17 protein-coding genes, 2 pseudogenes and 1 other annotated feature are annotated in these 20,152 nt (G+C 35.2%); of the genes and pseudogenes, 15 read left to right on the top strand and 4 right to left on the bottom strand.

The window, feature by feature from the left end; translation table 11 throughout:
- Positions 1-15: 15 nt before the first annotated feature.
- The gene (locus ACFWDE_RS17705) at positions 16-501 is read right to left on the bottom strand and encodes an 8-oxo-dGTP diphosphatase (RefSeq protein ID WP_002086348.1); all 486 of its coding nucleotides are present in this window, start codon (positions 499-501) and stop codon (positions 16-18) included.
- Positions 502-638: 137 nt separating this feature from the next.
- Between ACFWDE_RS17705 and ACFWDE_RS17700 the strand changes: the two genes are divergently transcribed.
- A complete protein-coding gene (locus ACFWDE_RS17700) occupies positions 639-1,901 on the top strand; it encodes an MFS transporter (RefSeq protein ID WP_377893630.1) in 1,263 nt (420 codons plus the stop codon).
- Between the two features lie 30 nt (positions 1,902-1,931).
- Positions 1,932-2,210, top strand: a complete 279-nt coding sequence (locus ACFWDE_RS17695; protein ID WP_377893629.1) for a hypothetical protein — start codon at positions 1,932-1,934, stop codon at positions 2,208-2,210.
- A gap of 19 nt (positions 2,211-2,229) precedes the next feature.
- Here the strand turns inward: ACFWDE_RS17695 and ACFWDE_RS17690 are convergent, their stop codons facing one another.
- Positions 2,230-2,694: a hypothetical protein gene (locus ACFWDE_RS17690; protein WP_377893628.1), complete on the bottom strand. Its 465-nt coding sequence runs from the start codon at positions 2,692-2,694 to the stop codon at positions 2,230-2,232.
- 465 nt (positions 2,695-3,159) lie between these two features.
- Between ACFWDE_RS17690 and ACFWDE_RS17685 the strand changes: the two genes are divergently transcribed.
- From ACFWDE_RS17685 to ACFWDE_RS17670, 4 genes are all read left to right on the top strand, one after another.
- Positions 3,160-3,972 (top strand): polyphosphate kinase 2 family protein, encoded by an 813-nt coding sequence (locus tag ACFWDE_RS17685; RefSeq protein ID WP_002148908.1) that lies wholly within the window; start codon positions 3,160-3,162, stop codon positions 3,970-3,972.
- Positions 3,973-4,151: 179 nt separating this feature from the next.
- Complete coding sequence (locus ACFWDE_RS17680; protein WP_377893626.1) at positions 4,152-4,691, top strand: PadR family transcriptional regulator; 540 nt, start codon at positions 4,152-4,154, stop codon at positions 4,689-4,691.
- A 36-nt stretch (positions 4,692-4,727) separates the two neighbouring features.
- Positions 4,728-6,482 (top strand): MFS transporter, encoded by a 1,755-nt coding sequence (locus ACFWDE_RS17675; RefSeq protein WP_377893624.1) that lies wholly within the window; start codon positions 4,728-4,730, stop codon positions 6,480-6,482.
- 182 nt (positions 6,483-6,664) lie between these two features.
- Positions 6,665-7,933 (top strand): MFS transporter, encoded by a 1,269-nt coding sequence (locus ACFWDE_RS17670; protein WP_377893623.1) that lies wholly within the window; start codon positions 6,665-6,667, stop codon positions 7,931-7,933.
- 55 nt (positions 7,934-7,988) lie between these two features.
- Here ACFWDE_RS17670 and ACFWDE_RS17665 read toward each other — a convergent pair whose 3' ends face one another.
- Entirely contained in the window at positions 7,989-8,972 is a 984-nt protein-coding gene (locus ACFWDE_RS17665) for a ketoacyl-ACP synthase III (protein ID WP_377893621.1), read from the bottom strand.
- 134 nt (positions 8,973-9,106) lie between these two features.
- Between ACFWDE_RS17665 and ACFWDE_RS17660 the strand changes: the two are divergent.
- The 6 genes and pseudogenes from ACFWDE_RS17660 to ACFWDE_RS17635 all read left to right on the top strand — a co-directional run bounded on the left by ACFWDE_RS17660 (position 9,107) and on the right by ACFWDE_RS17635 (position 15,351).
- Positions 9,107-9,658 (top strand): annotated as a pseudogene (locus ACFWDE_RS17660) (cobalamin biosynthesis protein CbiN).
- Between the two features lie 480 nt (positions 9,659-10,138).
- Positions 10,139-11,398: a GTPase HflX gene (gene hflX, locus ACFWDE_RS17655; RefSeq protein WP_377893619.1), complete on the top strand. Its 1,260-nt coding sequence runs from the start codon at positions 10,139-10,141 to the stop codon at positions 11,396-11,398.
- 288 nt (positions 11,399-11,686) lie between these two features.
- Entirely contained in the window at positions 11,687-12,898 is a 1,212-nt protein-coding gene (locus ACFWDE_RS17650; protein ID WP_377893617.1) for an MFS transporter, read from the top strand.
- A 10-nt stretch (positions 12,899-12,908) separates the two neighbouring features.
- Complete coding sequence (gene cysK, locus ACFWDE_RS17645) at positions 12,909-13,826, top strand: cysteine synthase A (RefSeq protein WP_002158380.1); 918 nt, start codon at positions 12,909-12,911, stop codon at positions 13,824-13,826.
- A gap of 94 nt (positions 13,827-13,920) precedes the next feature.
- Positions 13,921-14,433, top strand: a complete 513-nt coding sequence (locus ACFWDE_RS17640; protein WP_377893616.1) for a GNAT family N-acetyltransferase — start codon at positions 13,921-13,923, stop codon at positions 14,431-14,433.
- Positions 14,434-14,526: 93 nt separating this feature from the next.
- Positions 14,527-15,351 (top strand): DUF4037 domain-containing protein, encoded by an 825-nt coding sequence (locus ACFWDE_RS17635; protein WP_002158378.1) that lies wholly within the window; start codon positions 14,527-14,529, stop codon positions 15,349-15,351.
- A gap of 38 nt (positions 15,352-15,389) precedes the next feature.
- On the opposite strand, the gene ACFWDE_RS17630 is transcribed toward ACFWDE_RS17635, so the two are convergent.
- The gene (locus ACFWDE_RS17630) at positions 15,390-17,024 is read right to left on the bottom strand and encodes a putative polysaccharide biosynthesis protein (protein WP_377893615.1); all 1,635 of its coding nucleotides are present in this window, start codon (positions 17,022-17,024) and stop codon (positions 15,390-15,392) included.
- A 220-nt stretch (positions 17,025-17,244) separates the two neighbouring features.
- Positions 17,245-17,467 (top strand) — a binding site (T-box leader).
- Between the two features lie 306 nt (positions 17,468-17,773).
- Here ACFWDE_RS17630 and ACFWDE_RS17625 point away from each other — a divergent pair.
- The 3 genes and pseudogenes from ACFWDE_RS17625 to ACFWDE_RS17615 form a co-directional block, all read left to right on the top strand.
- Positions 17,774-19,117, top strand: coding sequence for a sodium-dependent transporter (locus ACFWDE_RS17625; protein ID WP_199660785.1), 1,344 nt, complete (start codon positions 17,774-17,776; stop codon positions 19,115-19,117).
- Between the two features lie 312 nt (positions 19,118-19,429).
- The gene (locus tag ACFWDE_RS17620; RefSeq protein ID WP_002202437.1) at positions 19,430-19,693 is read left to right on the top strand and encodes a CD3324 family protein; all 264 of its coding nucleotides are present in this window, start codon (positions 19,430-19,432) and stop codon (positions 19,691-19,693) included.
- A gap of 136 nt (positions 19,694-19,829) precedes the next feature.
- Positions 19,830-20,152, top strand: a pseudogene (locus tag ACFWDE_RS17615) (FusB/FusC family EF-G-binding protein); the annotation flags it as partial.

The following is a 20,152-nucleotide window of genomic DNA, read 5'->3' as shown; positions in this document are numbered from 1 at the left end:
AGATTCCAAGCTTTTTTACGTATGGGTAATTGTCATAGCAACTTGTTTATCCAAGTCTCGGTCCCAAACACGTTGAATTTCAAACGTACCTTTTTCAAAAAATAATGGGAATCTCTCTTTAAACCAATCTTGCATAGGAAGATTGAGTGCTGTATCAATTGGCACCCATAATAATTCGCCTTCAGGAGGATTCAAAAGGAGTTCACCTTCAAATGAATCTGTCCAATAGTTAAATACCATATATCGAACATTTTCTTTCGGATTTACGTATTCGTCTAACCCCTTGAAAATTAAATTAGAAACGTGGAGTCCGGTCTCCTCTTTCGATTCTCGTATAGCAGCTTGTAATATGCTTTCTGGGAAATCTACTTTTCCACCAGGAGCTATGTAGCCAGGAAAACCTCGATGGTCGGGGCGTTTTATAAGTAAAGCGTCATTATTTCGCTGGATCATACACATTGTATAGATGCGGTGCTCGATGTTATGAGAATTTTGAGGCATAATAATGTATTCTCCTTTATCTTTTCTTGATAATTTTACCATAACATAATAGTTTCTTATATAATTAAAAATAGAATATTATTAATTTTCGGTTATTAATTATAAAGTCTATAATCATTTGAAAAGAGGAGAGAGATATGCAAGGAGAAATACCAACAGAGAAAAATTTAAGTTATGTCGGTAAATTGTTATTGCCAGTTAAAGCGTCACCACATTTTAAATTTTTATGGATTGGGCAACTACTTTCAACTTTAGGTAGTTCGATCACGATGGTCATTCTCCCAGTCGTTGTGTATTCATTAACTGGTTCAACAGTTGTAATGGGAATGACTATGGCAATGTACATGCTTCCTAATATTCTTGCGTTACCGTTTGCTGGATTGGTCGTGGATCGAATTAACCGGGTGAAATTGATGTTATTTACAGATATAATCCGCTGCATATTAATGCTATTACTTGCAACACTTATATTTATGGACGTTTTAACGATTCCACTTTTATATGTACTTGTTGCATTATATGGACTTATGGAAGGTATATTTCAGCCGGCATATTCAGCTGTAAGAGCGAAAGTATTTGTACCGGAAATTCGAAATGCAGCTAACGCATTAACGCAAATGAGTAATCAGGGTATACGATTAATTGGACCGGCTCTTGGAGGGTTGATTGTTTCAGTTACATCCGCCGGAATTGGGTTTGGATTGGATGCAGTAACGTACTTGCTATCATTTGTATGTTTATTATTTTTAAAAGAAATAAAGTTTAATAAAGTACAGAAATTTGAAAGAAATAAAGTCAATTACAAACAAGATTTTATGGAAGGGATTCTTGTTCTAAAAGGCCATCCGTGGTTGTGGATTACTATTCTAGTCTTTTCTTTCGTTAATATTTGTTATGCAGGCATTATCGTTGTATTAATTCCATGGTTGTTTAATGTTCATCATCATTTCGAAGCTTACGTATATGGATTGGGTATGTCTGCTTCTGGTGCTGGAGCTGTAATTGCAGCGCTAATTTTTGGTGGGAGGCAGCAGTGGCATAAGAGAGGATTACTTGCATATGGCGGTGTGTTAATAAGTGGAATGGCACTATTAATTATGCCTTTCGTTTCTTGGGCACCTGCTTTAATTGGATTAATGGCAATTGAAGGATTCGGTATAATGATATTTGGGCTCATTTGGGAAACGAGTTTACAAGAGCTTGTACCAGAAGAAGCATTTGGAAGAGTGGCAAGCCTTGATATGTTAGGTTCATTTGCTTTATTACCATTAGGATATGTGGTTGTAGGCTGGTTAGCTACTGTAATAGGTGGAAAGATAACAATTATAATGCTAGCTATTTTAGTAATCATAACAATTGGAATAGCATTGTCTGTACCGAGTATTCGGCGGTTCGATTGATTATGTAGGCTAAAAAGGGGGATATGGTATATGACTATAGAAAGCTTAAATGGATTAGTAGTAGATAAGTTGGGATGTAAATACGTTTTGGGAGAAAAGGTATTTAAAGCAAGGAATTTTACGGTGTATATTGCGACTTCTATAGAAAATAAAATGACATATAATCGATTCATCTTAATTAAGCATTTGTCTAATGAAGTGCCTTCCGTACATGTTTGGGACAAAAAAATTTGTGTAGACGATACAAAAATAGATATTGCAAAAGAAGTGACAGAAGCAATTCAATCGGGTTTTGTAAATAAAGAGTAAGCCCTAAACAAATTAGGACTTACTCTTCATTAAACACAAATGTTTGCTTCATTTTTTTACCCTCATTTACTGGATGGCCGTTGTAAGAGAAATTCTTTTCTTCCCAAGTAATGACGACTTTAAAATTATGGCTATTAAAGTCTAATGGGAATACCATGTAGTCAAAGCTTGTATGACTTTTTGAAACGTTGTTATTTGATGTAGTAGGATTAAAGGTAGCTTTAGATGTAGGGTTATTATCAAGTATTTCCACGGATACATTTGCTACATCATTACCAATATTTTTTAAGAGTAAACTATACGTATCATATACACCTTGTTTTGGCTGCACCGCTTGCTTGTTTGAGTTATGAGATTTGTCAATTTCGATATACCACTGTTTAGACTTTGACGCAATTGGTAGTGATTGAAATGTGTATGCATTAGCTTGTATTGGTAGTGCTAAGCAGATAAGGGAAAAAAGAGATATTATTTTTCGTTTCATTTTGAAAAACTCCCATTCTTTAACAAAGTTATTTGTTATTATTCGCTCTGTTTGAGAAAATATACCATATAATGTAAAGGGGTAGGGGGATGAGTCTCGGCTTAGGAATCATTATAGTATTCGCTACGGTTATACTTGGCACGTCTGCTTAATAGCTGGTATTCCGCCGGTAATTAGTTTGTAGTATAAGTGGATGTGTCAAAGGATAAATGCTATTAAAGTGAGGATAAGTAGTATATTAAGGGGAATTAGATAAGGAAGCTGTTTAGAGATTTTTCTACACAGCATTTTTTATGTCTAGCGTTCAATTACATATGTTTGTTGGTACGTATATCGCGCCTTTGTATCAATTTATTAAACTAAAGATGTAGAGTCTTACGTATGAATCAAAAGAATATTAATATGAAAAAATTACCAATGAATATGTTAAAATAACATTGTCATATAACAAGGGGGATTTGTTTGATGGAAAAAGAGCATCTTGCTAAAGTAGATTTAACGAAAAGAATTGATTCGAAATCTAAGTACAATAAGAAACTCGAAAAATATCAAATGCGTTTATTAGCACTACAGCAAATTTTAAAAGAAGAGAAAATAGCCGTTATGCTCGTTATGGAAGGTTGGGATGCGGCAGGTAAAGGCGGAGCGATTAAGCGAGTGACTGAACATCTTGATCCACGCGGATTCCAAGTAAATCCAATCGGAGCGCCTGCTCCCCATGAAAAACGGTATCATTATTTGCAACGTTTTTGGCGGAAAATTCCTCAATATGGGCAAATTACTATATTTGATCGTTCATGGTATGGGCGTGTATTAGTTGAGCGTGTTGAAGGATTCGCCACAAAGGATGAGTGGACGAGAGCATATGATGAAATCAATGATTTTGAGAAACTATTAACAGATGATCATTACATAATAGGAAAGTTTTTCTATCACATTAGTAAAGACGAACAGTTAAAGCGATTTAAAGAAAGAGAGAACAACCCTCTTAAAAAATGGAAAATTACAGATGAAGACTGGCGAAATCGTGAAAAATGGGATGAGTATGTAGAAGCAATGGAAGATATGTTTGAAGAAACAGATAAGCCGAATGCTAAATGGAATATTATTGCGAGCAATGATAAATTATACGCTCGTTTGAAAACATTGAAAGTAATTATTTCGTTAATTGAGGATTATTTCTTAGAACATAATATGGAATTACCTTCGTATTATTATGAAATAAAAGAAGGTAAGAAAAAGGAAATTAAATCTATGCAAGATGTAGGGGTTAAATAGTAAAAAGGTTTGTATAGGAAATATGAAGAGAAGCTGTCCTGTAATTTGGCAAAACCAAATTACAGGACAGCTTTTTTAGTTAGAAACATTTTACAATTTACAGAATAAAGTATATAATCAATAATCATATTAACAATGTTAATATGATTATTGATTATATACTATGTGGGGGTCTTATTTTGAAGGGAAGAGATGTTGTTTTAGGTTTATTAATGGAAAAAGAATTGTCTGGTTATGATATTAAAATTGTGTTTGAAGATGTATTTACTCATTTTTTTGATGGAAGCTTTGGAATGATTTACCCAACTTTAAGACAATTAGAAAAAGAGGGGAAAATAAAAAAAGAGGTTGTTATGCAAGAAGGGAAACCGAATAAGAAAATGTACTTTATTACAGATGAAGGGCGTGAAGAGTTTTATCAATACATGCAAACGGATGTAGAGAAAGACGTTTTACGTTCAGATTTTTTAATGAGGATGTATTTTGGCAATTATAGTGATGATAAGGCGATAAAAAAATGGATTGAAGACGAAATTGAAAGGAAAGAAGCGTACATTGCAGATCTTCGTTTGAAATATGAACAATGGAGAGAAGGTATTACTTTCGTTGAAGAAATTTCGCTCGATGTAGGTATTGCATCATATAGTGCACAAGTAGAGACGTTGAAGAGGAAGTTACAGCAGTTAGAAGCGAAAGAAAATAATAAAACAGAAGAATGAAAAACACGTTCACAATAAATAAAGGGGTAGATGAACATGGAGCAATCAAAGGGACTGAAAATTGTCTTTTTAATGTGCTTAGGTATTTTTCTTTGTATGATTGATACAACGATTATGAATATAGCTTTACCAGCTATACAAACAAGTGTGAATACTTCATTAGAAAAGATGTCATGGGTATTAAATGTATATACAATGACTATTGCGGTACTCGCAATTCCGCTAGGACGGATAGCTGATATTTTTGGAAAAGCAAAGATGTATATTCTTGGTTTGGTGATTTTCGGTGGTGGGTCAGTACTTTGTGCTTTTGCTAATACAGGTGACTTCCTCATTTTTTCTCGTTTTATACAAAGTGTTGGAGCAGCAATTTTATTTCCGACAAGTATGGTAATTGGTGTATCAGCTATGCCGTTAGCAAAGAGGCATGTTGCACTTGCTATTTTAGGAGTAACACAGGGGTTGTCAGCTGCAATTGGTCCAGTAATAGGCGGGATTATTACACAAAATTTAGGATGGAGATGGGTGTTCTTCGTCAATGTTCCAATTTGTATTATTGGGATCATTTTATGCTGTATTATGCTACAAATAAAAGATGAAGAACGTATTATCTCAAAAATAGATTGGATTGGGCTCATATTAAGTAGTTCAGCGATTTTCTCTTTTACTCTCATATTAGTGAAAGGAAATACGTGGGGATGGCAAAGTGATATTGCTTGGGCTTGTTATGTAAGTAGCATTATTTCTCTTGTTCTATTTGTTTTAGTGGAAAGAAAGATTCATAATCCAATGGTGAATTTAAAACTATTTAAAGATAGGATGTTTGTAGGAGCATCTATCGTTGTTGTATTAAGTAATTTATTTTTAATTGGAGTTACTGTATTGCTTCCAACTTTCCTGACAAAAATACAACACCGAACGGAAATTGAAGCTGCTTTTTTAGTGACACCTATTTCAGCTATGATATTTTTTATCTCACCTGTTGCAGCAACTTTAATTAAAAAACTTGGAAAAGTAACTATTATTTTGTCAGGGTTTCTTGTTATGGGCCTATCCTACTATTGGTTGCAAATGATTGACGTTAACTCAACAAATATAGAAATTATTATTCCATGTATGATATTAGGTGTTGGATATGGTTTAGTAGTGGGGCCAATTACAGTTTTAAGTGCATCTTCGTTTGAAGGGGAATTATTAACTGCTTCTCAAACTGTCGTATCGATGTTACGTCAAGTAGGTATTGTATTAGCAGTAGCGATATTTGTATCTAACTTAACACACAACTTATCTGTAAATAAAGAGAATGTATATCGTTATGCAGAAGAAAAAGTGCGTAATATTCATGTGGATAGTGCTCAGCAAGATGAGATATTACAAATGACTAAAGAGAAAATAGAGAATCAAAGTTTAGAGTCGAGTATAAATAAGAAACAAAATGCAATTACGATGGGATTAAGTAAAGAGAAAAAGGAAGAATTGATTCATAAAAAGACGGATGAAATATTAAGCGGGATTCCAGTAGAATATCGGGATATGAAAAGAGAAGAAGTAATAATTCAAGTAACAAAAGAAGTTGAAAAGGAGGAGGAAAGTATAAAGAAAGAAGTACTAGCATTTTCAAATGATGTAAGTCAGTATGCCCAAAATAAGATGGTTATGAGTTTTACAGATTTATATAAAGCAAGTGTTCCAGTTATTTTAATTTGTGCTTTAATAAGTTTGTTCTTTTGGGAAGGGAAAGCTTTAAGTAAGAGAAGAGGGGAAAAGAGTAGTAGAGGAATTGTGCTCTAGTGATGGAACGTTGGCTGTCAAAAAATTAGTATAGTTATTTTGGGAACTCCTCGGTAATGGGCGAAACATAAACCGTGGGGTTCTTTACATGGATAAAAAAATTGTAGCATTTTAAATTTGGGGATTTTGTTGTTCTATAGTACATTAACAAGAGATATTAGTTTTATAGAGAGGGTGAGAAAATGATAGATACAGCAGATGCTTCAATAAGTAATCATATGTATACAGAAGAAGAGCAACAAAAATTATATAAACGAACGTTAATAATCGTAAGTATTTCACAAATGTTTGGTGGAGCGGGGCTAGCTGCTGGCATTACGGTAGGTGCACTTCTTGCACAGCAAATGCTTGGAACAGATGCATATGCAGGATTACCGGCCGCTATGTTTACATTGGGATCTGCGATAGCGGCTTTCTTTGTTGGGAAGTTATCGCAAAAATATGGTCGCCGAATAGGGCTTGCAACAGGGTTTATAGTAGGGGGACTAGGGGCTATTGGAGTTGTATTGGCTGCGTTAACAAATAGTATTATTCTATTACTAGTCTCTTTACTCATATATGGTGCAGGTACAGCGACGAATCTACAAGCTCGTTATGCTGGTACAGATTTAGCGAATAAGAAGCAACGAGCAACTGCTGTTAGTATTACAATGGTCATGACGACTTTTGGTGCAGTTGCAGGACCGAACTTAGTAGGCGTAATGGGAGATTTTGCCCATTCAATTGGAATTCCTAACCTTGCAGGTCCGTTCATATTATCAGCAGCGGCATTTATACTTGCGGGCCTTGTCCTTTTTGTTATGCTTCGTCCAGATCCATTAATTATTGCTAACATAATAGAAACATATAAACAAGAACATACATATAAAGGGCAACCAGTAACAGAAGAAATGATAGAAAATAAACGTGGTGTTACTGTTGGAGCAATCGTAATGATACTTACTCAAATAGTGATGGTTGCGATTATGACTATGACTCCAGTACATATGGGACACCATGGTCATGGATTAAGTGCAGTAGGTCTCGTGATTGGTTTTCATGTAGGTGCAATGTACCTTCCATCACTTGTTACAGGAATGTTAATTGATAAAATTGGCCGTACTAAGATGAGTATAGCTGGTGGGGTGATTTTACTTGCAGCGGGTGTCATAGCTGCGATAGCACCGAGTGATTCTTTAATATTATTAATTGTTGCTCTTTCTTTACTTGGATTAGGATGGAATCTCGGATTGATTAGTGGTACAGCACAAATTGTTGATTCCACAACTCCTTCTACACGTGCTAAAACACAAGGGAAAATAGATGTTTTTATTGCGTTAGCCGGAGCTTCAGGTGGAGCGATGTCAGGAATGGTAGTAGCTAATTCCAGTTATGCGGCATTATCATTAGCGGGAGGCGCTGTAGCCTTATTACTTATTCCTGTTGTGATATGGTCTCGGAAAGGTAAATAAATTTCATGAAATTAAAAAGAGGTTCTAGTTATTTCTAGAACCTTTTTTCATACATTTAATTCAAATCCCACTCCACAATAAGCCCTAAATGCGTAAGTCCACCGCCAAACCCGTACAGTAAAAGTGTATCTCCATTATTTAATTTTCCTTCTTTTCTAGCTAAATCTAAAGCGAGTGGAATGGAAGCTGAAGATGTATTCCCCATGTATTTTACACTGGTTAAAGTTTTTTGAATTGGAATTTCGGTTTTCTCGCAAATAGATTCAATCATTCGTAAGTTAACACTGTGTGGTACGAACCAGTCTATATCATCTATTTGCATATTTGTGGTATGTAATAGTTCTTTTATACCTGCTGGTACTGTGCGTGTTGCCCATTTATATACTTCTCTTCCGTTTTGAACGATTTTTTCATTTGTTTGCAGTGGTGTGCCATTCATAGTAGTAGATAAGTTTGTTCTGTATAGATGAATGCCGCCTTCCCCATTTGTTCCCATGTGAGTAGCGATAAAGCTTGGTTTGATTTCATCTCTTTCTAATAAAATAGCTCCAGCGCCATCACCGAACAAAATACAGGTCGTTCTATCGGTGTAATCAGTAACTTTAGATAATGTCTCTGTCGCTATGACGAGTACTTTTTGATGTGATCCAGAAGTGATTAAGCTATTACCGACATGCAGTCCGTATGTGAAACCAGCGCAAGTTGCATTTAAATCAAAAGCTAGTGTATGAGGTATGTTGAAGTATTGTTGTATTTGGCAAGCAACACTAGGAAAAACATAATCAGCAGTAGTTGTAGCGACGATGATACAGTCAATATCTTCTAAGTTTTTCTTATATGTTGTACATAAATTTTCGATGGCTTTAATGGCTAAGTGTGAGGAGTATTCGTCTTCGTTAGCAATTCTTCTTTCTTTCATGCCTGTTCTTTGTACAATCCATTCATCATTCGTATGGACCATCTTTTCTAAATCGTTATTAGACAATACTTGATCTGGAACATAAGTACCAATTGCGGTAATACGAGATTTAGAATTCATAGGGACATCTCCTAATTTTTATTTTTATTCTATGGGAACGATAATGTTTAATTTACTCTGGAGGAATTTGGCGAGTAGCGTAAAAATAATATACGAGAAGCTTTTGAAATTGATAATGAAGGGAGTGGGGCTCCTTGAAAAGAATTTTGCACATGTTGCCTGTTGTCATTATTTGTAGCTTTATTCTTATTGTTTTTTCAGATAAATCTTATGCTTGTGACTGTATTAAAAAATCTCCAGAGGATGCATTTCAAAAAAATGATGTGGTGTTTGAGGGGAAAGTAATTGAAATTGGAAGGAAAGAGGGAGTTGGAACTGAAGTATTATTTGAAGTGAAGAACATTTGGAAAGGGACAAGTTCTTCGTAAATTATTATATATACAAGTGTTAGTAGCTGTGCATTTCCTTTTGCAAAGGGAGGAGAGTACCTAGTCTTTTCTTCTTACAGAGGAGAAGAAAAGTTAGAGACATCTATCTGCAGTGGAACGAAGAAATTAGATGAGGCAGAGATAGAAAAAACGGCTTTAAGTCATATTGCAAAAGAGTCTGTTCCGACGAAGAAAGTGGATTTAAAAGGGGGTATGGTTAACGGTTTTAGATGGGGACAGCTTGTTATCATTTCTATAGGTCTGTTATTGATAATTGCTGTTGTTATTTTTATTGTGAGAAGAATTCGCAAAAAATGACGATTAAAGTAAAAATACAAAGATTTTCTTTCTGTTTCTATAGGTGGTTTAATCTTGTGAAAGCGAATTACTTATGCTACACTTTATGTAACTTAAAATGAACGGAGGGGCTTCCTTTGATCTTAATCAGATTACGTCTCAATACTTTGTGCCGATAATTGAATAGCGCTCAAAGGCTCTGTCTGTGTACAGAGTGAACGGGATTGGTCTGCCTATTTTAAAGGAACCCTTTATTAAGCTTATATGTGAAAAAGAGGGAGGGACGAATACGCCCTCTTTTTGTTTTGCCTTTATAAATAGAATGGGATAGTATAGGTGAACACTTGTTGGATACGTATACTATCTTGGGACTTTTTGACCATGTATAGGACGAAAGCACTGCTTTCTTCTATTTCTTTGGTGAACCCTTATCCGTTTACGAAAACACAGGCAGTGACCTGTGTTTTTTATTTTGCGTAATCGAAATGGAGGAATAAATATATGGAAGAATTATTACAAAGAGCAATATTAGTTGGAGTAAATTTAGGTAAGGAAGCTGATTTTGCATATTCGATGGAAGAGTTAGCAAATCTTACGGAAGCTTGTGATGTGGAAGTAATCGGTCAAGTGACACAAAATTTACAACGAGTAAATCCGTCGCATTATATTGGAAAAGGGAAGATTGAAGAAGTAGCAGCGTATGTGAAAGAAGCAGATGCAAATATGGTCATCTTTAATGATGAATTATCTCCTTCACAAATTCGGAATTTAGAAGAAGATTTAGATTGTAAAGTAATTGATCGTACCATTTTAATTTTAGATATCTTTGCGCAACGTGCGAAAACGAAAGAAGCACAGTTGCAAGTAGAGGTGGCCCATCTTCAGTACATGATGCCTCGTTTAATCGGTCTTCGTGAATCTTTAGGAAGACAAAGCGGGGGAGTTGGCACGAAAAATAAAGGTGTCGGTGAGAAAAAGTTGGAATTAGATCGTCGTAAAATTGAAGAACAAATTGCAGCTCTAAATAAAGAATTAGAAGCACTTGTTGCGCAGCGCCAAACGCAGCGTAAACAACGTAAGAAAAATGAAATTCCAGTTGTGTCATTAGTAGGATATACGAATGCAGGTAAATCAACGATAATGAATACGATGCTTGAAATTTTTAATGGTACTGTAGAGAAACAAGTATTTGAAAAAGATATGTTATTTGCGACGTTAGAAACATCTGTACGAAATATTGATTTGCCAGATAATAAATCATTTTTATTAACGGATACAGTTGGATTTGTAAGTAAATTACCGCATCATCTTGTGAAAGCATTCCGTTCAACGCTAGAGGAAGTGGCGGAAGCAGATTTACTCATTCACGTCGTAGATTACTCAAATCCCAATTATGAGCAATTAATTGATATTACAAATGAAACGTTAAAGAAAATTGGCGTGAAAAATATCCCGACGATTTATGCATATAACAAATCAGATTTGATAGATGTTGAAATTCCAAAAGTACAAGAAGATCGCGTTTATCTATCTGCGAAGAAACATGTTGGAATTGAAGAACTTGTAGAAATGGTTCGCTCACACATTTATAAAGAGTATACGAAGTGTGAAATGTTAATTCCATATGATCAAGGGCAAGTAGTTTCGTATTTCAACAATCATGCACACGTTTTATCTACGAGTTATGAAAACGAAGGTACGAAAATGGCACTAGAATGTAAGACGAGTGATTACGAGAAGTATAAGCGTTTTGCTATTTAATAGAAAAGGCGATCCTAATATGTTTTAGGATCGTCTTTTTCTTCATAGTTGCATGCATTCCTTTCGTCTGTCCCAGTATAAAAGAAAATACAAAGAGTTCATAAAAATAAATCTGATAAAACAGATAGAAAAAATATATTATTTTAGAAGTGATATTTCTGGAAAAAGAAATGAAACCAGTATAGAATAGAAATGTTTCAAAACTCAGAATTTATTCTAATTAAAGTCTTAATTTATTACACTAACTGTAATAAATATATATTTTGTACAGGAAGGAGAGGTTCGTATATGCAGGCAGTTTCACAAAAAAATACAGTAGAAACACCGACAATATATCGAATATTATTTGCGATTAGTTTCGGGCATTTTTTAAATGATTCGATGCAAGCAGTTGTGCCAGCGTTGTTTCCTATTTTGGAAAAAACGATGAATTTATCCTACATGCAAGTAGGTTGGATAGCGTTCGCGCTAAATATGACGTCATCGATTATGCAGCCGGTTTTTGGTATGTATTCAGATAAGAAGCCGTCACCATTTTTATTACCACTCGGTATGTTTTCGAGCATGCTTGGGATGATTGGGCTCGCGTTTGCCCCGAATTTTATTATTGTTATTATTTCTGTTTTATTTATTGGATTAGGTTCGGCAGTCTTTCATCCAGAAGGTGCCCGAGTTGCTTATATGGCAGCAGGTGCCAAACGTGGTTTAGCACAAGCGATTTATCAAGTGGGGGGGAATACAGGGAATTCGCTAGCCCCTATTTTTACAGCGCTCATTTTCGTTCCACTAGGTCAAATTGGTTCTCTAGGTTTTACTGCTTTCGCAGCGGTAGGGATTGTATTGTTACTTTTTGTTTCAAAATGGTATAAAGATGAATTAGCGACTGGTGCTGTAAGAAGGAAAAAGAGGGCTGCACTTGAGGCTGAAAATGCGATTGTAAGTACGCACATTAAATTTGTTATTATACTTCTTGTTTTTCTAACATTCGTACGTTCTTGGTACGGTGCTGGTATCGGGAATTTCTATCAATTTTATTTAATTGAGCATTACGGTTTATCGATAAAAAATGCACAGTATTTCGTCTTTGCTTTTATGATTGCTGGTGTATTAGGTACTTTCTTTGGTGGTCCGCTAGCGGATCGATTCGGTAAGAAAAAGATCATTGTCTTTTCGATGCTCGGTTCAGCGCCGCTTGCGCTTTTACTACCTCACGTTTCGCTCGTATGGGTAGTACCGTTATTTTTATGTATCGGTTTTATTAGTTCAAGTAGTTTTAGTGTAATCGTTGTATATGCACAAGAGCTTGTTCCAGGTAAAGTTGGAATGGTATCGGGATTAATTGTTGGTCTTGCGTTTGGCCTTGGAGCATTAGGTGCTGTAGTTCTTGGGAAATTAGCTGATATGTATAGTCTTCAGTTTATTATGCTATTATGTAGTTGTTTACCATTAATTGGACTAACTTCATGGTTACTGCCAAATGATAAGAAAACGATAGAATAGGAGATGCACTATGAAAGTATGTGAAAACGTTACAGAATTAATAGGAGATACACCTGTCGTTCGATTATCTAAATTTATTCCAGAAGACGCAGCGGATGTGTATGTAAAATTGGAAATGTTTAATCCGTCACGCAGTGTGAAAGATCGTGCTGCTTATAATTTAATTCATATTGCTGAGGAACACGGTCTCATTAAGCCGGGGGATACAATTATTGAACCGACGAGCGGAAATACAGGAATTGGCTTAGCGATGAATGCGGCTGCTAAAGGGTATAAAGCTATTTTAATTATGCCAGATAATATGTCCAAAGAGCGTATTAATTTATTGAAGGCATACGGAGCTGAGGTAGTTTTAACACCGGCAGAACAAAGAATGCCAGGAGCAATTGCAAAGGCGATAGAGTTACAAAAAGAAATTCCAAATAGTTTTATTCCGCAGCAATTTGAAAACCCAGCAAATCCGGATGTTCATCGTTATACGACTGCACTTGAAATTTATGAACAAATGGATGGAGAGCTTGATGCATTTGTAGCAACCGCAGGAACAGGTGGAACAATTACAGGGACCGGTGAAACATTAAAAGAGAAACTACCAAACTTATATATTGCAGTAGTAGAACCGAAAGGATCACCAGTGTTATCTGGTGGTGTTCCAGGCCCTCATAAACTAGTCGGAACAAGCCCAGGGTTTATTCCCAAAAACTTAAATACAGAAGTGTATAACGAAATTATGCAAATTGCAGATGAAGAGGCATTAACTACAATGAGGAACTTAGCAAGACAAGAAGGTTTATTAGTAGGGCCGTCTTCAGGGGCTTCTGTGTACGCAGCGATTATGATAGCGAAGCGCCTAGGTGTTGGTAAAAAAGTTTTATGTATTGCGCCTGATACCGGTGAACGTTATTTAAGTATGGGGCTATTTGAATAAAAGTGATGAAAACACCTTAATAGTAAGGATGGAAATCCTCTATTAAGGTGTTTCTTTTAGAAAAATAGAGAATGGATGAGTGGGGAGAATGACAATGAAACTATTGAAACTGACATACGAATATCGCGAACAAATTATGGAGTATAGGCAGGCGTTTTTAAATTCAGGAGAACAACCACACGGTAGTAGTTCTTTACAAAATTTTGATTCTCTTGATGAATGGTTTGAAAAAGTGAGTATACAAGAAGTAGGAGAAAACTTACCATCTAATCGAGTACCATCTAGTCAATTTTTAAGTTTTGAAAAAGGAGAACTTATAGGTTTTGTGAATATTAGACATCGATTAAATCCAGAATTATTGCTGGAAAGCAGTCATATCGGTTATAGTGTGCATCCTAATAAACGTCGCCAAGGATATGCTACTAAACAACTTCAACTTTCATTGGCTGAAGCGCAAAAATTAGGATTGAAGAAAGTGTTAATAACTTGTGACAAAGAAAATATTGGTTCTGCTAAAACGATTCAAAAGGTTGGCGGTGTGTTAGAAAATGAAGTAGTTTCTACTCATACTGGCGAAATTGTTCAGCGTTATTGGGTAGAAATATAATTTAGTAGGAATTTGAAAAGGTAATGTAATGCGGAATATTGAAATAGATAAATGAAAAGTAAGGGGAGTACTGCAGTTTTAGGGGGAAATGAAATGGGATTAAAAGAGAAAGCGATAAAAATGTCGGAGATTTATAGGCAAAACCCGAAAGTCGAAGCTATTATTTTAGCAGGATCTGTAGCTAGAAAGTTAGAAGATGAACATTCAGATATTGAATTACATATTTTATGGTCAGCACCGCCAGAGGATGAGGATCGTCAAGGACCTATTAACAATATTGGTGGAACGATTTTGTCATATCATCCTTACGAGGAAGAAGAATGGTCGGAAACATATTTGACGAAAGAAGGAATTAAACTAGAGATTAGTAATTTTTTAACAGTGACAGTAGAAAAGGTTATTTCAGAAGTTATAGAGCAGCATGATATAAATTATGAGAAACAATGTATTGTATCATCGGTTCATGATGGTGTGAGTTTGTATGGAGAAGTGAAAGTACATGCTCTAAAAGATAGAGTTGAAGCATATCCAGAAGAACTGGCGAAAAGGATGATTTCAGAAAACCTTTGGTTAAGCAATCGTTGGCATAATCGAGAGGCTCTTTTGAAACGAAAAGATTGGCTTATGCTTTATGATGTTATTTGTGAAGTACAAAGAAATATATTTGGGGTCTTGTTTGGAATGAACCGAATGTACGTGCATCATCCTGCATTTAAATGGATGCCAGATAATGTGGAACGAATGAGTATTAAACCTGAAAATCTATATGAGCGTCTGGCAAATACGCTGATAGGGGAACCGGAGTATAGTGTACAGGAGTTAGAAGTGTTAATCGAAGAGGTATTACATTTAGTAGAACAATATGCTCCAAAATTAAATATTGTTGAACAACAAAAGCATATTCAATATGCGAAGTAAAAAGAAGAGATGTAACAACAAGTTACATCTCTTCTTTTTTATTTAACTAATTTCCCTAGTACAGGTAAACGTTGAATACGATCACCGAGAATATGTGAAGCAAGTCCACTTGTTAATACGAATAAAAGATAAACAAATCCTCCTGCTGAGGCGCATATAAACACAATAATCAGTGATTCTACATAAGATTGACCAGGAATAATCCAGCTTATAAATGCTCTTAATGCGATTACAACAGCAGACATTGCCGCGGAGTAAACCGTAATAAGAAATACTGTTTTTGCTGTTTCGCCAATGTTAAATTTCGCAAATTTAACGATGCAGTACAACATAATAATATTTGAAACGAGGTATCCAAGAATTGTTCCAAGCACAGCGCCATGTCCACCGAATAAGTGTAAAAGTGGTGTGTTCAACAGAATTTTAACGAGAATACCGACTGAGAATGCAATCATTGTTTTTCTTTGATAATCAATTCCTTGTAATATAGCTGCTGAAACGGTGAAAATCGCACTTAATATAGCAGACGGTGCAAATGAAATTAAATATTGTGATCCATCAAGTGCAATTTCAGGATTTACATAAACCATGCGGAATGCATCGTAAGCGATACTAGCTAGACCGAATGCGGCTGGGATAGTGAAGAATAACAATACTTGAAATATCTTTGAAATTTGTCCTTGTAATTCATCTAGCTTCCCGCTTGTAAATGATTTCGTAATAGCTGGAATTATCGTTAATGAGAATCCGGTTGCAAGTGAAGCTGGAATCATAATTAACTTTTGGGCATAGTTCGTTATATAAGCGAAAACTGCATTAGCGGTTTCTAAAGGCTCACCCATTGCTCTAAGGACATCAGCAACGGTATATTGATCTACTAACGTATAGAGAGGGATTGCAATGCCTACAAATACAATTGGAATTGCATAACGCAGTAATTCCATATAAATACTTCTTAACGGAATGTTTGATGATCTTGTTTTTAGCTCACCTTCAGGAGGTTTTAATCCATTATATTTTTTCCAGTACATCATTAAAATAGAGACGCTTGCAAGTGCCCCGATAACAGCACCAAACGTAGCAACTGCAACAGAAGAAGCTACTGAACCTCCTAATAGTTTTGAGACGATAAAACTACCAACTAAAATGAAAACAACGCGTGCGATTTGTTCTACAACTTGAGAAACAGCACTTGGTTTCATATGTTGAAAACCTTGGAAATAACCACGTGTAACACTCATAGCTGGTACGATAATAAGCGCGAAACTTAATGCTCGCATCGTAAGTGTTACGTCGGCGATAAATTGTGGATCTGGCGTTTTCGAGCGAATAATAAATTGTGATATGTACGGTGCTCCAATAAATAAAATTAAAAATCCTAAAAAGCCCATAAACAACATCAATTTTACGCTAGAGTTGTATAATTTTTTACTTGTACTATAATCACCAAGTGCATTATGTTTTGCAACAAATTTGGAGACGGCAATAGGAATACCAGCTGTTGAAAAGCTTAATAAAATACCGTACCAAGAGTATGCATATCCATATAAAGCGACCCCTTGCGTTCCAACTAATAATTGAAAGGGGAAAAAGTATATAAAACCTAAAATTCGTGAAATCATTGTTGCACCGCTTAATAAAGCAGTACCTTTTAAAACTTTTGCAGTAGACAAAATTCTTTCCTCCTACTCGTGCTGCCTTGCATTTATCGTATACTACTATAAACCTGTTAGAGAAGTTAATACAGTATAAACCATAAATGTTCTAATACTATTCATTTAAAAGTCATATTTTGAATTTTTAAATAGAATGTAATACATAAAAATTCAAAATATAAGTTGACACTATTTTTAATGTATGATAAAAATGATAGTAATCAATTCGGAAAATAATATTTGGGCAATGAAAGGGTATAGTAGTGAAAATCTCCCTATTTCAGAGAGCTGATGGTTGGTGTGAATCAGTATATAGATTATTCATGAAGTTCGTCCTGGAGCATCTTTCATAAATTTCACATTGTGAGGAAATGAAAGACGGTAGTTCATACCGTTATCAAATAAAGTGGTGAAGATTTTTTCACAACTAGGGTGGTACCGCGATATATATCGTCCCTACGTATTTTACGTAGGGACGTTTTTTATTTAGGTCCTAACTTTGTTGTGGCTTCATAACTAGGGTGGTACCGCGATATTTTATCGTCCCTACGTATTTACGTAGGGGCGTTTTTTATTTAGGTCTTACTTTTGTTGTATCTTCATAACTAGGGTGGTACCGCGATATTTTTTGTCGTCCCTACGTATTTGCGTAGGGGCGTTTTTTATTTGAGAGGAAGTGGTTGGATTAGAACGGGCTAGTAATAGAACAATATGAACATAGAGCGAATTATAATGAAAAGAAATAGAAAAAGAGAGGAGATAAAAAGATGAATTCACAGCAATGGACATCGAAATTAGGTTTCGTATTAGCTGCAGCAGGTTCAGCAATTGGTCTTGGGGCGATTTGGAAATTCCCATATATGGCCGGTATTGGAGGAGGCGGGGCGTTCTTCCTTATTTTCATCGGTTTCACATTATTAATTGGTTTACCGCTATTATTAGCTGAATTCGTTATTGGAAGAAGTACACAAAAAGAGGCTGTTGATGCGTATAGAGAGATTGCTCCTAAAACGCTATGGCCGTGGTTAGGTAAATTAGGGATTGTAACATGTTTCATACTACTTTCTTTCTACAGTGTTGTAGGAGGGTGGATTTTATTATACTTATGGAATGCAATTACAGGTAGACTATGGGAAGGAAATGGTGCATACGAAGCTACGTTTGGTGAAATCATTTCCAATCCGTATTTAGCAGTAGGATCACAGCTATTATTCATCCTTATTACTATTTTTATCGTAAGTAAAGGCGTGCAAAATGGTGTTGAAAAAGTAAATAAATATTTCATGCCAGCACTATTCGTTTTATTCTTTGTATTAATTGTTCGTGCACTTACGTTAGACGGTGCTGGAGAAGGAGTTCGTTTCTTCTTACAACCTGATTTCTCAAATGTAACATCAGAAATCATTTTATATGCAATGGGGCAATCGTTCTTCTCGCTATCTGTCGGTGTAGCCGTTATGGTAACGTATAGTTCATACTTACCGAAAGAAGAAAGTTTACCGCGTTCAGCATTTTCTATCGTAGCTTTAACACTTGTTATTACATTACTTGCAGGACTTGCAATTTTCCCAGTTGTGTTCGCATTTGGAATGGAACCATCTCAAGGACCAGGACTATTGTTTATCGTATTGCCAGCTATTTTCAGTAAAATGGCGTTCGGAAAATTATTCTTCATCGTGTTCTTATTACTATTTTTCTTTGCTACTATTACATCAGCAATTTCAATGCTAGAAATTAGCGTTGCATCTTTAACAACAAAAGGTAAAAGCAAAGGGAAACGTGAAAAAATGGCTTTAATTGTTGGGTTGTTAATCTTTGTTGTTGGGGTTCCATCAGCATTATCATTCGGTTTGTTAAGTGATGTGAAACCATTCGGGAAAACAATTTTTGATTTAGCAGACTATGCGGTTAGTAACATACTAATGCCACTTGGTGTTTTATTAGTTTCTATCTTTGTTCCGTTGAAAATGAAGAAAGATGTATTAATGAAAGAGCTTGGTGTAAGTAAAAATAAAGGCTATAAACTATTCGTATTATGGTTATTTTTACTTCGCTATATTGCACCAATTGCGATTATTATCGTATTCTTAAATGTATTAGGAATCATTTAATTTAAAGCGTTAGTCTATCGTTTTAACGAAAAGACTAGCGCTTTTTCTTTAAAAGATTATGAAGATGCAAGGCGAGAAAAATTAGCATATAATAAAATGCAAAAGGTATATTAGGAGGTGTTTAGATGGCGATTACAATTCAATTGCCAGACACTGCAGCGTCTCATGCAAAGCCAAGTATGGAAATGGTGATACTTTGCGTGAGGTAGACAAGTAATATACAATCAATCGCCAAAATGAGCTCGTATCATTTTTTATATTTGGCTTTGCACCTTATTGAAATGAACCATAAAAAATAAGGGGCGAGCAGAAATGAAATACGTAAAAGCTGCGACTGTTTTACCGGAAAGTTTAATTGCTGAAATTCAAAAGTATATACAAGGTGAAACAATTTACATTCCAAAACAAGAAACAAAACATTATAAATGGGGTACACGATCTGGCGGAAGAAAACAACTGGATGAAAGAAATAAAGCAATTAAAGACGCTTTTAAAAGTGGAATTGCAATTCATCAATTAGCAGAAGAATATTTTCTGTCTGGAGAAACGATTAAGAAAATCGTGTATTCTAAATAAGGAAGCCGCCTCTAATTGGAAACTTAGAGGCGGTTTTGTTATGTAAAGTTCTTTTGTAAATCGTCTTTTACATACCGTAAAAGATAATTATTGTGTACAATAAAACTAGATCAACAATTTGTATGGAGTGATAACGATGGAAGCTTTTATTAGAAGTGATCAATATAATTTTATAAAGTCACAAGCTTATATTTTAGCAAATGGACACGCGACAGCGAATGATAGAGGTGTTATTGCTGCACTAAAATCTCTTGCTATTGAGAAAGTACTACATGTTTTTGGGAATTTAACAACTGAACAAAAAGAACTAATTGATATGGTAATAACAGTTGAAAATAGAGAAGATGCAGAATCGTTTTTACTGAAAATAAATCCGTATGTAATACCGTTTCAGGAAGTTACAGCACAAACGTTAAAAAAATTATTTCCTAAGGCGAAAAAATTAAAACTTCCTGATAT

Source organism: Bacillus sp. NPDC060175, assembly GCF_042728695.1.
Classification (GTDB): Bacteria; Bacillota; Bacilli; order Bacillales; family Bacillaceae_G; genus Bacillus_A.
Note: the sequence above shows the minus strand (reverse complement) of the source record. Positions and strands in the feature narration are given on the sequence as shown.

Excerpts from the sequence above, each read along its gene's own strand:
- ACFWDE_RS17705 (WP_002086348.1), bottom strand. The coding sequence starts at position 501 with ATGCCTCAAAATTCTCATAACATCGAGCACCGCATCTATACAATGTGT.
- ACFWDE_RS17700 (WP_377893630.1), top strand. The coding sequence starts at position 639 with ATGCAAGGAGAAATACCAACAGAGAAAAATTTAAGTTATGTCGGTAAA.
- ACFWDE_RS17695 (WP_377893629.1), top strand. The coding sequence starts at position 1,932 with ATGACTATAGAAAGCTTAAATGGATTAGTAGTAGATAAGTTGGGATGT.
- ACFWDE_RS17690 (WP_377893628.1), bottom strand. The coding sequence starts at position 2,694 with ATGAAACGAAAAATAATATCTCTTTTTTCCCTTATCTGCTTAGCACTA.
- ACFWDE_RS17685 (WP_002148908.1), top strand. The coding sequence starts at position 3,160 with ATGGAAAAAGAGCATCTTGCTAAAGTAGATTTAACGAAAAGAATTGAT.
- ACFWDE_RS17675 (WP_377893624.1), top strand. The coding sequence starts at position 4,728 with ATGGAGCAATCAAAGGGACTGAAAATTGTCTTTTTAATGTGCTTAGGT.
- ACFWDE_RS17670 (WP_377893623.1), top strand. The coding sequence starts at position 6,665 with ATGATAGATACAGCAGATGCTTCAATAAGTAATCATATGTATACAGAA.
- ACFWDE_RS17665 (WP_377893621.1), bottom strand. The coding sequence starts at position 8,972 with ATGAATTCTAAATCTCGTATTACCGCAATTGGTACTTATGTTCCAGAT.
- hflX (WP_377893619.1), top strand. The coding sequence starts at position 10,139 with ATGGAAGAATTATTACAAAGAGCAATATTAGTTGGAGTAAATTTAGGT.
- ACFWDE_RS17650 (WP_377893617.1), top strand. The coding sequence starts at position 11,687 with ATGCAGGCAGTTTCACAAAAAAATACAGTAGAAACACCGACAATATAT.
- cysK (WP_002158380.1), top strand. The coding sequence starts at position 12,909 with ATGAAAGTATGTGAAAACGTTACAGAATTAATAGGAGATACACCTGTC.
- ACFWDE_RS17640 (WP_377893616.1), top strand. The coding sequence starts at position 13,921 with ATGAAACTATTGAAACTGACATACGAATATCGCGAACAAATTATGGAG.
- ACFWDE_RS17635 (WP_002158378.1), top strand. The coding sequence starts at position 14,527 with ATGGGATTAAAAGAGAAAGCGATAAAAATGTCGGAGATTTATAGGCAA.
- ACFWDE_RS17625 (WP_199660785.1), top strand. The coding sequence starts at position 17,774 with ATGAATTCACAGCAATGGACATCGAAATTAGGTTTCGTATTAGCTGCA.
- ACFWDE_RS17620 (WP_002202437.1), top strand. The coding sequence starts at position 19,430 with ATGAAATACGTAAAAGCTGCGACTGTTTTACCGGAAAGTTTAATTGCT.